This window comes from Nostoc sp. (assembly GCF_054880495.1).
The window spans coordinates 1-14,499 of the sequence record NZ_JBTYKD010000263.1 but is presented as its reverse complement, the minus strand read 5'-3'; the positions used below and the strand labels follow the sequence as shown (position 1 = coordinate 14,499).

The following is a 14,499-nucleotide window of genomic DNA, read 5'->3' as shown; positions in this document are numbered from 1 at the left end:
GAAACCCGCGCAACGCAGTGGCTCCCCAACCTACAATTTTTTTGCAACATTACTACCGAGATTTTTTCAGAAATCAAATATGATTCCTATATAAGGTGATCTAAAACACGTATAAATATTAGATTAACGCAAACCTAAAATTTCCGAAATCGCCTTGACAATATCTAGATAGAAGTTGCCTTTCACCGCCCCAAACAATTCAAATTTAGAGTCAGGGGCACCAAAAAACGGTCTGAGAAACCATCCTAACTGCATACCAACAAAGGCATAAAGCAATAACCAGAATCTTAAAATAGTTGTGCGGTTTTTTTTGCCAACTTCATCTTGTTGAGAAAGTAATTGCATTCCTTCATACAGCAATTTAACGCCAAAGATGCCTGTAATGCCAAAGATTAACATCCAGATATTATTCAAGTTTAATCTGAGTAATCACCGCCAGAACCATACTTCCAGGCATCAATCAAACGATGCCAATAATATTGTTGTTCATTTGGTTGATTCTTAATCCATGTTTCTAACATTGGACTTAGCGAAAACAAGGCACTATATACACCTAAATTGCCGTAATGCACCAGCCAATCTAATAAACTTCCTAAACCTACTTGTGGAATTATCTTGGCAACTAATCCCGGATGCAATAAACCAGTTTTTAACAGTGTTTGCGTTAGTCCCGATAACTGCACTATATCCTGTAAAAATGGTTTTAGCACTGGTGTACCCAACTGTTGCATTTCCTGAAATACCGCCGAAAGTAGTTGATTAATTTGATCGGGCGCAATTTTCTGATTTACACCAACACTCATCGCCCTTTGAAACAACCAGGTGACAGTCAAACTTGGCTGATAGGGTTGCAGCAGTGCAATCGCTTTTGCTGATAATTGTTCTGTTTCCAGCGCTTCGTAAATGCCATAAGTTAAACGCTTCAAGTGACGCACCATTGCCCCAAAACCACCAAAACTCAAAGGAGATTGACTACCACTGCTATCTCCGGCTGTTAGAATGCGACTCCAAGGGGTTTTTAGGGGACTTTGGCGATAGGTGGGAAAGAAACCAAATAGCGATCGCTGAAATTTCAGCTTGTTCAATTCCACTCCCTGATATTCTGGTAATAGACGCAGATATTCTTCAAACAGAGCTTCTAAACTCAAACGTTGGGGATGTGCATCCATGTAGGTAAACAAGTAAGTAGTTCTGCCATCCCTAGCTGGAAACGCTTCCCAAAAGTACTGACATTGATTCTGCAAAGGTGTGAATGATAATATTAAGTCGCCTGAGTTATTTTCGGGAAAACCTTGGGCGCAACTTCCGACAACTAAGCACAAAGCGTCTGGTTTTTTACCTTGGCGTGCTTGTTGCGTGATGGGTGAAAAATGTCCCATCGCGTCGATTAACAACCGAGTTTTGAATTGGTTATTTACCATCACCCCATCTGGATGAACTACCGCTTCAGTAAAAGGTGTGTTTTCTAACAACTTTCCCCCAGTGGCGAGAAATCGGGTTTTCAAGGTAGCCAGTAGATAAACTGGATCTACGCCGATATTCAAAACATCCTCTACCCAAACTTCTGTACCGCCATCAAAACTAACTCGCGCTGGGTTATATTGAGTGGCGATCGCACTTGCTAATTCCTCCTCTGTTAGCAACTTCAATTCCACAAATACATCTAATTCTTTGCGAGAAATATTCCACTCTTGTTCCCTACCCCGCAAAATTCCCCGTTCCAGCAACGCCACCCGCAGCCCCTTCACCGCCAAGGCGCAACCAATTAAAATGCCCAAAGTGCCACCGCAGATAATTACATCGAAGTCTGCGATGCCTAAAGGCTGTTGACTTTCTTTAACTAACGTTGGGATAGGTGCGGTATTTTCTCTCAAGGATGTGAGGATGCGATCGCTTTGGCGCAATCCTGCTAAAACATCGCCGGGTAATTGGGAAAGAATTTCTTCAGTTAAAGACATTTGGAAACAACTCAACTCTACATTCCCAAACTACCTGATAATCAAGAAAGTAGATATAGCAATCCTAAGTCATTCGTGAAAAGTTAGATCCCCGACTTCTCAAAGAAGTCGGGGATCTGGACACCGAGAATTTTCACAAATCAGATAGGATTGCTATATGATCATAGGCAATTACGAATTAAGTTAGCTAGTATTTGAGCGTCAGAGCGATAGATTATCCTAAACCGAATAATTTAGAAATCGCAGGGAATAGTTTATTAGTCGCTTCAACCAGGGAAGCGATCGCAGGTAAACCAGAAAATAGCCCTTTTAACATGGTGATTGCATTTTTTGCAGTCTTTTGCTTGGTGGATTCTTGAGGATTTTTAGCTGCTTCTGCTAAAGCTTCTACCCTCCCGTCTTACAGCAGTTTTCATGTATTTGAACCACATCTGTCGTAGGGGCACAGCATGCTGTGCCCCTACCGCGTGGTCTATTTACCTGAAAATAGCTGTAAGTTGCTACCCATCAAGTCAATAATAATTGCTCATATCTTTGGACAGCCCATACCCCGGCTAGAACTACACTAAGCTAATCGTCATTCATTTTTCCAGAATGATTCGCTTGTAGTAAACCCGACACTTCAGAATATGGTTTTGGTGGTTTGGAGGAAGCTTTGAAAACTCCCCAAATAATCGAAACTAAAACAGAAATTACAAGAAAAAAGGGTGAGTCTTAATGAAACTTGAAAATATGTCCGTAACCCAACTTCAAAACCTCTTAACGGAACGTGAAGCCGAACAAAACACTCAAAACCAAAAGAAAGAGTTACTCGATAAACTCGCAAAACTTGAAGGTAAAGACGGGTGGTCAAACCAAAAACCCGAAGAAAAAACCGAAGTAACAAGCGGTTTTAAAGTCAAACCACACCGGAGTCTTAAACAACTTCAAAAAGACTACAGCGAAGCAGCCGCGAAAAAATCTAAAAAATAATTCACATCATCACCCCAAAACTGTTGGGGTGATTTTATTATTTAGAAAAAACTACATAGGTATGGGTAATTCATGAATTGCCCTACTGTAAAGTCACTACTTTGACCATTATTTGTATTGGTGTTTGTGTTTGGTGATCTCCTACGGGAGGGGTAGCTGCAATGGAATGATAAAAGATTATCCCATGAGAGGTTTTCCAGTTTGCTATCGTTATTACTTTGGATTTGCATACAAGTTTAGCCGATATTTTTGTACCGCCTAAAATTTCATGTTCTTCATGTGATGACAAATCTTTTAGTAATGCTGATAAACTGTTGTTGGTATAGACGTATGTACTCGTATTCATGTTGATTCTATGAGAAAAACTATTTAATAATAACATTCGATGGAACTTATATACCCTTGCAGTAGCTCGGACACGGTGAAAGACTTTGCCTGTTTGAGCGTTTTAGGTGGATGTCGGGAAAACTATATTTCCCGACATTTTAGAATCTAGATAATGAAAAAACACCATATTGCCGTAGTTTACTTCTTCAGGATTATTTGCAACTAGACACCTCACATTTCGTAGCTTCACTTCGTTCAATAATGCTGTTCCCACTTTGAGTCAGTTGATTGTTTAATAATTGTTGGTATAATAATTGTTGGTATAATAATTGTTGGTTTTGCGTAATTAGATTATTAAAAAGCAAAACCCAACCATTGTTAGGTGCAAAAGCTACACTATTCAAACTATCGTTTTCAGCATACCTTTTATTGATTGTACTAATAAGCAATTGTGGAATATTATCCCATGCAGCATTACTTCCGTTGTTATAGATAGTTATCCACCCTGCATTGTTAGTGAATGATATATTATTAATAATTTGGTTTGCTTTATTTATATTAGTTATCCTATTAGAAAGTGACTGTGGAATGTTATTGGAATAAGAACGATTATTACCATAAATAATTACCCAGCCTCCATACGGTGTAAATGCAACACTATTTATCCTGATTCCTTGTTTATTTATTTGTAAAAGTTTATTAGTAACGTCTTGTGGAAAATTTGTACTGTTATAAAAACCATTATTGCCATAGATAACTATCCACTGCCCTGAAGGTGTAAACACAATACTATTTATAGTTTTTTGTTGTTTATTTATCGTACTCAGGTCATTAAGAAGTTCTTGTGGAAGAAAAGACGTATAATAACCATTGCTATTATATACTATTCCGAAACCTCCTTTAGGAGCGAACACAACATTACCGATACTTCCACCTTGCTTATCTATTGTCTGAATATCGGTCTGTGCTAGGGAAGGGATATTATTTGTGTAAACATAATCAGCCCAAACTCGTGAAGAACTTAAGCCAATAGTAGATAAAATGCTTATTGCTATTGATGCACTTGCAAAAAACCTACCAGTCCCTTTGGAAATATGCTGTACTAAAAAATTGTTAACCATATTATTCTGTTTGTAGATAGATGCCAAACTTAAATAGTTATTGGTAATTATTCCAGTGAGGATTATCATTTGTCAATCAAACTTTTCAATATTGAGAAATAGCAAGTTATATGAGTGCTATCTGAAGGTTAACTTATAGTGATGAGCATGTTTTATCAAGAAACAGTTTCAGAAATTGGGGTTATTTGATTTTGAAGCACTTTCTTAATGATTTTCTGTAGAGCAAAACGCAGACATAGTAAAGGTTTGAACTGAAAACCGCCAAGCAAAAATCTTTGCACCAATTGCCAGAAATCAGCCCTATTTAGGGCATTTCCAAGGGCTTGACAAAGGCTGAAACCTTTACACAGTGCAATTCATCCTCAAGGATGATAGGCACTCCACCAAAATGTGGAGCCTAGCCCCAATCCCTTTTAGGAGAGAGATTTAGAGAGAGGTTTTCCAGATACTGTGAAAAGTCAGGTTCACGGAGCTAAAAGACTCGTTCACGGAGCTAAAAGACTCGTTCACGGAGTTCAAAGACTCATTCACGGAGTTCAAAGACTCGTTCACGGAGCTAAAAGACTCATTCACGGAGCTAAAAGACTCGTTCACGGAGTTCAAAGACTCGTTCACGGAGTTCAAAGACTCGTTCACAGTTATTTTAGCGATCGCTAACTCTAGGGCGATATCTAACAACAAGCTGTCCTTAAGATATAAAGGAGGCAATAAAACAATGATAAAGAAAGTTAGGTGTAGAAATAACTATGGAATCAAAGCAAGATAACATTACTATTCTTCAGGAAGCTGAGAAGCGTTTACGGCGACTGTCTCCAGAAAGGTTGCAGGTAGTGAGTGATTTTCTGGCTGATCTGGAGGAAAGAGAAGAAAATGAGGCGACGACGGAACTTTTGGATGTCCCTGGTTTTGAGCAAGCTTTGCGTGAAGCTATGCAGCAAGCTGAGGCTGGAGAAGTGGTGTCATTTGACAGTATTCGTCGTCATGTATGAACTGGTACTGACTCGCAAAGCACAGAAGTTTTATCAAGAAGTAGATGCATCACTAGCGAAACGATTAAACCGTTGTTTTGATCAATTGCGACAGAATGCTTATGAACATCCAAACATTAAGCGGCTCAAAGGTGATTTTGCGGGTCTTTTTCGCTATCAAGTTGGCGACTGGCGAGTTGTTTATCAGGTGGATGAAGAACAGCAGCTGATTACTATTTTACTAATAGCCCATCGAAGCGATGTATATCGGTAAGTCTGTGGTGTATGTCTCAAGTATTAATGTGGCTATAGGCACAATGATTTGCATAAAAGGAAATACTAATGAACCGCTCAAAAATAATTGCCATTCTTACAGGTGCGATTTTTGTTATTTAAGCGATCAATACTTTTTTACTTGTTGCGGGTCTTCATCAGGTGGATGCCAACCACCTTTGATCCAAAGACGACGAGCTTTAACAATAGAGCCTTCATTATGACGTTCATCATTGAGGTCTAAACGATTACTTGTAGCTCGTCCTACAGAAGTAATGCCAATAATGTTTAGACCATCTGCTGACCAAATAAAGTGGTCAGACCAGTTTTGCTGGCGTGGATTAAATAGAGGTAGTATCTGTCCTGTATCTGGATCAATTCCAGTGGTGAAATTGTAGCGATATCCATTGCAACGCTGACAGGCTAATGCCAAGTTATCAGAGTCATCCGAACCTTTAAGAGACTGCGGAATAATATGATCAATAGAAAATAGAGCAGCACTTGCTTCTTCAGAAGAATGACAGTATTCACAAAGAAATTTAGCTCTTTGTCTGACTAATTTTTTAGTGTAATCATTAACTGTCATGATTGAGAAATAATTTTGGCATTAAGCAATGTGAAAATTCTATCAAGTTCCAATATGCCTGCCAATTCAGCATCTTCTTCTCTTGTTAGTAATCCAGCTTTCTTTTTCTCAGACAATTCTTCGAGTCGAGACTGTAATTCTTCAGTAAATTTAAACAAATATATGTCCCTAACTTTACTGAGTTTGATTCCAGAATCTACCCAGAATGAGGGTTGAACCATCATTTGAGTAATCATAAGCTGTATGTCTCGTTTAATTTAGCGGACTGGTGGTATTTTAACAGCGAATCTTTCTTACTTGCTTTAGTTTGAATGTCAGGTAATTCAGGTTTACTTGTCATGGCAATAGCTCAATGTCGCTTTCAGCTTGTTAATATTTTATGTGCGAAAGTGCCGCTCGCTCATCTGAGAAAAACTATAGCCGAGTTTATTATATGGATAGCATCAGGAAATACTAATGAACCGCTCAAAAATAATTGCCATTCTTACAGGTGCGATTTCTGCTATTTTAGTGATCGCATCCTCTTCTTGAGAGTGCCGTTTATCTCGTTCCCAGTCTCCGACTGGGAATGCCTATAAGAGGCTCTGCCTCTTGACTTACGGCAGAGCCTAATAAAGACTTAACGGCAAAAATCAGCTGATTCCATCCTGCTGAGACCTAAGTTGTGTCTCTGGCTGAGTTGAGCCAGCAGGCAAAGCCCGATGTCCATGTCCAGATCCCGAAGTTCCATTAGGAGAATCTGGAGGCTTTGAACCACCCGATCCCTTCCGAGAAAATATAGCCTCAGCCGCGCTCTTAACCAAAATATACAGAATTGGCACTAAGAACAAACTCAAGAACGTCGCTAGCAGCAGCCCCCCAAAGAGCGCTGTTCCTAAAGACCAACGGCTGCTGGCTCCAGCCCCTTGAGAGATCACCAAGGGCAAAAATCCTAACAACGCTGCAAATGAAGTCATTAAGATCGGTCGCAGACGTTCTTGCCCCGCTTTCACCGCCGCCCGCGTGTAGCTCATGCCCTGCTCATGCTGCTGATTGGCAAATTCCACGACTAAAATCGCGTTCTTGGCAGCTAGACCAATCAAAGTTACCAAACCTACTTGGCAATAGATATCATCCACCACTTTCGGGAAGAGGCTACCTGCCATGAAAATATTGGAACGTAGCCAAATCGCCGTCATCGCTCCCAAAACTGCTAGGGGAACTGTCAGCAAAATAATGATCGGGTCAACGTAGCTTTCATACTGAGCCGCCAGCACCAGAAAGACAATAACGAACGCAAAGACAAAAATCAAGCCCGTAGATCCCCCAGATGTCTTCTCCTGGAGATAAGTCCCTGTCCATTCATAACCAAACCCTTTAGGTAAGACTTCTGCTGCTAGTTTCTCCATCGCTTGAATCGCCTGTCCAGAACTAGCACCGGGAGCCGGAGCGCCCTGGACTTTGATTGATCTGTACAAGTTATAATGGGCAATGGTTTTCGGCCCCACAAAGGGAGTAACCTTCACCAAATTGCTCAACGGAATCATCGCCCCACTTGCAGAGCGAACATACAGCTTGCCAATATCATCTGGATTAGAGCGGAAAACCCCATCTGCTTGGACATATACTCGATACTGTCGCTGTCCCTGCACAAAGTCATTCACATATTGCGACCCCAAGTAACTTTGCAACGCCCCAAAAATGTCATTGAGTTCGACATTGAGAGATTTGGCTTGGTTGCGATCTACCTGGATGTCATATTGGGGAGTGTCTGCGGTGAACTGAGTGAAGACTCGTTGTAGAACAGGGTTTTTATTTGCCGCCCCAATCAACTTTTGAGCAGCATCAACCAGGGTTTGAATTGGCGCATTTCCGGTTCGGTCTTGAATGATAAACTCAAAACCACCCGTAGAACTTAATCCTCTAACTGGAGGAGCATTTACAGCGATCGCTCTCGCATCTGTAATTGTAGAGAGCTTTTTGTTCATCCTCTGAAGTATTCCATAGACAGACTGAGATTCTAGAGTTCTCTCTTTCCAGGGTTTCAGATTAGCAAAGGCAATGCCTAAATTAGAAGCATTGCCATCGAAACCAAAGCCACTAATCATAAAACTAGCTTGAACTTCGGGAAGCGATGTTACTTCCTTGACAACCCGATTCATCACAGATTCGGTGTATTTCAAAGAAACCCCATCAGGTCCTTGCACAACTACAAAGAAGTAACCCTGGTCTTCCTCTGGAATAAATCCAGTAGGCACTGCTTTGTACATCAAAAACGTTGCGATTAAACCAGTGATGAAAACCCCAATTACAATCGGCTTGACATGGGTAAGGTAGCTAACAAACCCGACATAGCGGCGCGTAAACCAGCTAAATCCCCGATTAAACAGCCCAAAAAACCACCCCAAAGGACCCCGTGGAGTCTGAGCAGGGCGCATGAGGATGGCTGCCATACTCGGAGAGAAAGTTAAAGCATTGAAGGTCGAAATGGCAATAGAGCAAGCAACGGTTAACCCAAATTGTTTGTAGACAATCCCAGTAGTACCCGGAATGAATGTAACTGGAAGAAATACTGCCATGAGTACAAGTGAAGTGGCAATGACTGCCCCAGTCAACTCTTTCATGGCTTCTATCGCCGCATCAAGAGGCTTCAAGCCCTGCTCCAGTTTGACTGCAACTGCCTCCACCACAATAATCGCATCATCGACAACAAGACCGATTGCCAGGACGAAACCAAATAAAGTCAGTGTATTAATCTGAAATCCTAAAACCAACAGAGCCGCACACGTCCCAACCAAGGAAACGGGGATCGCCACAGTGGGAATGATCGTGGTACGCCAGTCTTGCAAAAAGACAAAAATTACCAAGACCACCAGGATAATCGCTTCAATCAGAGTCTGTATAACTTCTTCTAAAGAAATTTCTACAAATGGAGTGGTATCAAATGCCACCTGTCCTTTTAGTCCAGGTGGAAAACTCTTCGCTAATATTGCGATCTGGTCTTCAACAGCATGGGCAACGTCCAGGGCATTACTACCCGGAAGTTGATATATGCCCAAACCCACGGCTGGCTTGGGATCACTTCCTGGTAAGGTGAATTTGGCATCAGCAAGATAGCTCTCTGCTCCCAGTTCAACTCGACCGACATCTTTAACCTTAACTAAGGTGCTATTAATGCTCCTATTAGTAGTGCTATTACTGCTGCTATTAGTGCTACCTTGACTCACCTTCAGCACCATGTCTTCAAATTCAGCCGCATTTTTAAATCGACTAGTTGCCCGTAAAGCAAATTCAAAACTTTGATTATCTGGTGCTGGTTCCTTACCAATTGACCCTGCACCCACCTGAATATTTTGTTCTTGCAGAGCAGTTGTCACATCTTGAGGAGTTAGTTGATGTTGGGCAAGCTTGTTGGGATCAAGCCAAAGACGCATGGCATATTTGCGTTCCCCAAAAATGGTGGCTTGTCCCACACCAGGAAGCCGTTTAATCTCATCGAGAATAAACAGATCGACATAGTTACTGATAAAAAGGTTGTCATACTCATTATTTTCTGAGTAAAACCCATAGACGAGAAGCAGACTGCTTGATGCCGTTTGAACGGTAACACCTGTTCGTTGAACGGTATCTGGCAATTGAGGTGAAGCAAGTCCTTCTTTATTTTGAACGTTTACTTGAGCAATATCGCTATTGACTTGAGTTGGGAAGGAGACAGTTATATTACTGGAACCATCATTACCCGTATTAGAAGATATATAAGATACATCTTTAACACCATTAATTTGTCGCTCAATAATGTTGGTGACAGTGCTTTCTGTTGTTTGAGCATCTGCACCAGTATTAGTGGAGCTAACAGTGATTTGCACCGGGGCGAGGTCTGGTAGCTGAGAAATGGGAAGGATCGGAATACAGATGCTTCCCAGCAGCAAAATAATGAACGTACAGACCGTCGTCAGGACTGGCCGTCTGATGAAGGTATTGACAAACATAAAATCAGGGAAAAGTCCAAGACTGGTTATTGAGGTAGTAGCTTTTTATTAATATAAGTATTTATTCAGGCTTAGTGTTGGCGATCGCGCCAAATTAGAGATTGGGGAATTCTACAGCAGGTTTCATTTATTTCAACCATATCTATACGTTGGGGCACAGAAAAAGCTCATGCGTGTCAACTTCAGGTGAAAGCTTCTGACTGTATGAGTGAGTTTTGCCCTCACCCCCAGCCCCTCTCCCATTTTTGGGAGAGGGGAGTTCAAAGGCTCATTCGCATTTTTAATTAGCTTTGCCATTCCCGTGAAAATTTCCCAACTGATCCTCATTGACCCAAATTGCTTGTTGAGGCACAGAAATGGAAATTCCAGCTTCGTCTAGGGCAAGTTTCAGGCGGCGGCGAAGTTCCCGTGCTACATCCCATTGTTTAAGGGGCTGTGTTTTAATCCAGACGCGAATCATCAAACCGCGATCGCCAAATTGATCTATTCCCAAAACTTGCGGCGGTTCCAAAATATGACGCTGCCATTGCATTTCTTGATTCATCTTGTCAGCAACAGTTTCAATCAACTTCAAAGCGTCTTCTGTATCAGCTTGGTAAGCGATCGGGATTGTTAAATCGGCTCGTGACCAACGACTAGAAAGATTGGCAACAACTTTAATTTCACCATTGGGAATCGTGATCAAACGCCCTTCCGAATCCCGGACTTGGGTCATCCGCAGATTCAGATTTTCTACTAAACCTCCCACTTCTCCTACCGTAATCACATCGCCTAAAGCGTACTGGTCTTCTAGAATGATCAAAAAACCGTTAATCGCATCTTTAATTAAGTTTTGCGAGGCCAGAGACACTGCAACACCAACTAAACTGGCACCCGCTAGCAAGGGAACGATATCTATTCCCAATGATACCAGCGCTAGTAAGATACCAACTACCACGCAGATAAGAGTAGCAATACTTTTAGTCACACCAGAAAATGTGGAAACTCGCAGTTGCAGACGTTCAGAACTTTCTGGGGTTAGGAAAGCCCCACTGATGATCAGAGTGCTGGTGAAGCGTTCAATTAGGGCGTAGGTCAAACGAATCGCTACATAGGTTCCCAATAATACGACACCTAATCGCAAGGGAAATTGGGCGGCTGTGAGAATTCCTACCTGAAACCCTCGTGTATAGGGAAATAGACCCAAAATAAAGAAGCTTCCACTTCCCCAAATTCCGGCTTGAGTTAGCTGAAACAATCGTTTTTTGACTTCTTGGAGATGTTGCTTTTGCTGTTTATTCAGTTGGGTTGTAATTGGTTGATCTGCTGGGGAAATTGGGGAGTTTAGGAACCCTCTGGGGGGTTGGGAGGCAATAGGGTATAATAAATCCTTTTTGGAACGTCGCTGCCAGCTATATACGCCCCAACTTATGACAATCATTGCCAGTCCGATGCCCGCAGCAATTTTAGCTTGGTCAATTAAAAATTGAGTTTGTCTTTCTTGCTTTGCTTCTTGCAAATCTTCTTCTAACTTTTGGGTGATTTGATCTGCCGATGTTGACATATCTATTTGTCGCAGTCTGGCATCTTCGGAAGTGATGGTCATCAGATATTGACCGTTAACATAAATTACTGGTAATTCGTTTACTTTGCGAACTTCTACCTTGACTGCTGTTTTCGGTGGTGATTGAAAGTAATTTTGGCTAATTTTCTGCAACTTCTTTTGAATGTCTTCTGAACGCTCAGGAAAATTGGTTTTTGATGCCGCTATCTGAAATAATCCCCGACCATCTAAATAAATCCAGCCCGAAACAACTCGATCATTTGAATCAGTACTCACACTGCTGGGAGCTTGCAGCTGCTGTAAAAAAGGAATCTGGGCTGTGGCTTTTGGCACAGATACAACGGCTATGGCCATTGAACTAGTGATCGCCAAAAATTGAAATTGCACTCAAACACCTCCTTGAGTAAAATTTACTACTGACTACTTCTATAACCATCCTCCACAATTAATTTTAGTAAATGTACTTATCTGAAGTTGCGGTTTTCCCTTGAGATGAGGTTTTTTGGTATTTATCTATCTTCAGACAGATGACAATGTATTTATAATCAGGAGTGTAGACTGATAAAAGTCTTACTCTTACCAAAGATAAAACAAAAAGGAAGAAGCTGGGACTGAAGTTGACATTATGCCGATCAACCGTCAAGCTAGTTTTGGGGACTCTTGACTAGTAATTTGATTTCTTTCAAGCAAAAATTGCCAGTAGTAGAATAACCTAGTAGAGTGCGTAAATTTTACGTAGCTTTTTTAATTTTTTGAGGAAACTTTTGATGACCGCAACTTCTCCCCGATTAAAGCACGAGGTTAAAGACCTCGGCCTAGCTGCCTTGGGAAGACAGCGTATTGAATGGGCTGGACGCGAAATGCCAGTTTTGCGGCAAATCCGCGATCGCTTTGCCCTAGAAAAACCCTTCGCTGGTTTACGCCTTGTCGCTTGCGCCCACATTACAACAGAAACAGCACATTTGGCGATCGCTCTGAAAGCCGGTGGTGCAGACGCGCTTTTAATTGCTAGCAATCCCTTATCAACTCAAGATGACGTAGCCGCTAGCCTCGTCCTCGATCATGAAATTCCCGTCTTTGCTCAAAAAGGCGAAGATAACGCAACTTACAGCCGCCACGTCCAAATCGCCCTAGATCACCGCCCCAACATCATCATTGATGACGGTAGCGATGTGGTTGCGACATTAATCCAAGAGCGCCAACACCAAATCGCTGATTTAATTGGCACCACTGAAGAAACCACAACCGGAATTGTGCGCCTCCGCGCCATGTTCAAAGATGGCGTTCTCACCTTCCCCGCAGTCAACGTCAACGATGCTGATACGAAGCACTTCTTTGATAACCGCTATGGTACTGGACAATCGACTTTAGACGGGATTATCCGCGCCACAAATATCCTGCTGGCTGGTAAAAACATTGTCGTAGTTGGTTACGGCTGGTGTGGTAAAGGTACAGCCCTCCGCGCCCGTGGTATGGGTGCTAATGTGATTGTTACCGAAATTGACCCCATCAAGGCAATTGAAGCCGTAATGGATGGCTTCCGCGTCCTACCAATGGCAGAAGCTGCTAAAGTTGGAGATTTGTTTATCACAGTTACTGGTAACAAGCACGTAATTCGGGCCGAGCATTTTGATACCATGAAAGACGGTGCGATCGTTTGTAACTCTGGTCACTTTGATATCGAACTTGACTTGAAATACTTGGCTTCTCAAGCTAAGGAAATCAAAGAAGTGCGTCCTTTCACTGAAGAGTATAAGTTGACAACTGGTAAATCAGTTGTCGTTCTCGGACAAGGACGTTTGATTAACCTGGCTGCGGCTGAAGGACATCCCAGCGCGGTTATGGATATGAGTTTTGCTAACCAAGCTTTAGCTGTTGAATACCTAGTGAAGAATAAAGGTAAGTTAGCACCTGGTTTGCACTCAATTCCCATTGATGTGGATCAAGAAATTGCTCGTTTGAAATTGGAAGCTATTGGAATTAAGATTGATAGCCTAACACCAGATCAAATTGAGTACATCAATTCTTGGACTACTGGAACTTGATATTAGTTGATTAATTGATTTTTTTGGGGATAGGCTTTTGGGCTGATCCCTTTTTTTGTGTTTTGTGCGAAGACGCAAAGGAAGGAATACATTACTGAAAAAGCAATATCTAAAGATATCTACCAAGATTTTTTTATTCAAACTGTATTAGAACGGTATGAAATCAAATTATTGGTTTTCCATGTTCAGAAACAGGAGATAGTATTATGGAAAAATTAGATTATCAGGAATTAGTAAAAAGTATCATCTATAAATATGCAAATGAGCAACCCCAGAAAGATTTAGAAAATACTGAAATTGTCTTTGATACAGAACGCGATCGCTATTTACTATTATATGTGGGATGGGATGATGAAGAAAGAGTGTATGGATGCCCAATTCATATTAGTATCAAGGATGAAAAAATTTGGATTCAGCACAATTTTACTGAAGAAGCAATAGCTAATCAATTAGTAGAATTAGGTGTGCCAACAACAGATATTGTTTTAGGTTTCAGATCACCTTACGTCCGGCAGTTTACTGGTTTTACATCTGTTTAAATTTTTACTTAATTTAGGCTCTTCAGTACTTGTTATGCCAAACTAATAAATAAAATGCCAATTTAATAAGCATCTAATTCTAAAGTTTTCAAAATTTCTAAATTCATAACCAGAACGTTTAATCAGTTTAAGCTTATTATTAATTCCCTCAACCATACCACTATTTGTACCATTATCAAAGTAAGCAATAATTTCATCA

The 14,499-nt window shown here is 41.3% G+C and carries 13 protein-coding genes and 1 pseudogene; 6 read left to right on the top strand and 8 right to left on the bottom strand.

Translation table 11 applies throughout. The features are described from left to right. Positions 1–123: 123 nt before the first annotated feature. Positions 124–399, bottom strand: a pseudogene (locus ACYTXL_RS24005) (actin-binding WH2 domain-containing protein); the annotation flags it as partial. Positions 400–416: 17 nt separating this feature from the next. Then, on the bottom strand, positions 417–1,958 hold the full coding sequence (locus ACYTXL_RS24000) for an FAD-dependent monooxygenase family protein (protein ID WP_461926919.1): 1,542 nt from the start codon (positions 1,956–1,958) through the stop codon (positions 417–419). Between the two features lie 194 nt (positions 1,959–2,152). Here ACYTXL_RS24000 and ACYTXL_RS23995 point away from each other — a divergent pair, with 194 nt between their 5' ends. Together ACYTXL_RS23995 and ACYTXL_RS23990 are read left to right on the top strand one after the other, a co-directional pair. After that, complete coding sequence (locus ACYTXL_RS23995) at positions 2,153–2,317, top strand: hypothetical protein (protein WP_461926918.1); 165 nt, start codon at positions 2,153–2,155, stop codon at positions 2,315–2,317. 358 nt (positions 2,318–2,675) lie between these two features. Beyond that, a complete protein-coding gene (locus ACYTXL_RS23990) occupies positions 2,676–2,930 on the top strand; it encodes a hypothetical protein (RefSeq protein ID WP_461926917.1) in 255 nt (84 codons plus the stop codon). Positions 2,931–3,469: 539 nt separating this feature from the next. Here the strand turns inward: ACYTXL_RS23990 and ACYTXL_RS23985 are convergent. Next, a complete protein-coding gene (locus ACYTXL_RS23985; RefSeq protein ID WP_461926916.1) occupies positions 3,470–4,405 on the bottom strand; it encodes a hypothetical protein in 936 nt (311 codons plus the stop codon). Positions 4,406–5,124: 719 nt separating this feature from the next. Between ACYTXL_RS23985 and ACYTXL_RS23980 the strand changes: the two genes are divergently transcribed. Together ACYTXL_RS23980 and ACYTXL_RS23975 are read left to right on the top strand one after the other, a co-directional pair. Next, a complete protein-coding gene (locus ACYTXL_RS23980; protein ID WP_461926915.1) occupies positions 5,125–5,367 on the top strand; it encodes a hypothetical protein in 243 nt (80 codons plus the stop codon). Next, positions 5,342–5,620: a type II toxin-antitoxin system RelE family toxin gene (locus tag ACYTXL_RS23975; RefSeq protein WP_461926914.1), complete on the top strand. Its 279-nt coding sequence runs from the start codon at positions 5,342–5,344 to the stop codon at positions 5,618–5,620. Before ACYTXL_RS23980 ends, ACYTXL_RS23975 begins: the two co-directional genes overlap by 26 nt. A 126-nt stretch (positions 5,621–5,746) precedes the next feature. Here ACYTXL_RS23975 and ACYTXL_RS23970 read toward each other — a convergent pair whose 3' ends face one another. The 4 genes from ACYTXL_RS23970 to ACYTXL_RS23955 form a co-directional block, all read right to left on the bottom strand. Beyond that, entirely contained in the window at positions 5,747–6,205 is a 459-nt protein-coding gene (locus tag ACYTXL_RS23970) for an HNH endonuclease (RefSeq protein ID WP_461926913.1), read from the bottom strand. Beyond that, positions 6,202–6,441, bottom strand: a complete 240-nt coding sequence (locus ACYTXL_RS23965; RefSeq protein ID WP_334788116.1) for a hypothetical protein — start codon at positions 6,439–6,441, stop codon at positions 6,202–6,204. Before ACYTXL_RS23965 ends, ACYTXL_RS23970 begins: the two co-directional genes overlap by 4 nt. A 396-nt stretch (positions 6,442–6,837) precedes the next feature. Then, on the bottom strand, positions 6,838–10,173 hold the full coding sequence (locus tag ACYTXL_RS23960) for an efflux RND transporter permease subunit (protein ID WP_461926912.1): 3,336 nt from the start codon (positions 10,171–10,173) through the stop codon (positions 6,838–6,840). A gap of 280 nt (positions 10,174–10,453) precedes the next feature. Then, positions 10,454–12,103, bottom strand: coding sequence for a mechanosensitive ion channel family protein (locus tag ACYTXL_RS23955; protein WP_461926911.1), 1,650 nt, complete (start codon positions 12,101–12,103; stop codon positions 10,454–10,456). Positions 12,104–12,483: 380 nt separating this feature from the next. On the opposite strand from ACYTXL_RS23955, the gene ahcY reads away from it, so the two are divergent. Together ahcY and ACYTXL_RS23945 are read left to right on the top strand one after the other, a co-directional pair. Further along, entirely contained in the window at positions 12,484–13,761 is a 1,278-nt protein-coding gene (ahcY, locus tag ACYTXL_RS23950; protein ID WP_461926910.1) for an adenosylhomocysteinase, read from the top strand. Between the two features lie 206 nt (positions 13,762–13,967). After that, positions 13,968–14,300, top strand: coding sequence for an element excision factor XisI family protein (locus tag ACYTXL_RS23945; protein ID WP_461922573.1), 333 nt, complete (start codon positions 13,968–13,970; stop codon positions 14,298–14,300). 42 nt (positions 14,301–14,342) lie between these two features. Here the strand turns inward: ACYTXL_RS23945 and ACYTXL_RS23940 are convergent. Continuing rightward, positions 14,343–14,499, bottom strand: a 157-nt coding sequence (locus ACYTXL_RS23940; RefSeq protein WP_461926920.1) for a transposase, incomplete at its 5' end; no start/stop codon positions are given.